This is a genomic window from Levilactobacillus acidifarinae DSM 19394 = JCM 15949, assembly GCF_001434835.1.
GTDB lineage: Bacteria > Bacillota > Bacilli > Lactobacillales > Lactobacillaceae > Levilactobacillus > Levilactobacillus acidifarinae.
Map to the genome: position 1 here is coordinate 1 of NZ_AZDV01000013.1, position 323 is coordinate 323.

At 39.6% G+C, this 323-nt stretch carries 1 pseudogene; it reads left to right on the forward strand.

Annotation, left to right across the window (positions count from 1 at the left end):
* Nucleotides 1–323: pseudogene (locus FD25_RS06195) on the forward strand (IS5/IS1182 family transposase); the annotation flags it as partial.

The window sequence follows — 323 nt, forward strand, 5'->3', positions numbered from 1 at the left end:
AATGAAGTAGACCTAGCGGTACGTCAAGAGACCGACGGTTCTCTTGATAGTACTGAATTAAAAGCAGTCAGTGATAAAGTCAGTAACGAAATTGATAACTTAAATCAGGTAATTGCTAACGAAAAAGTGAAACCTGGCGGTTCACAAAATAAGCGTCGTCGCCGGAAGCTTAAACACTTTAATCATTTATTGAAGACCGATTTAATCCCTCGTAAGCGAAACTACGAGTTTGCGAACAAGACCTTTGGAGAACGTAATAGCTTTGCTAAAACTGATACAGATGCCACCTTTATGCGAATGAAAGAAGATCCCATGAAGAATGG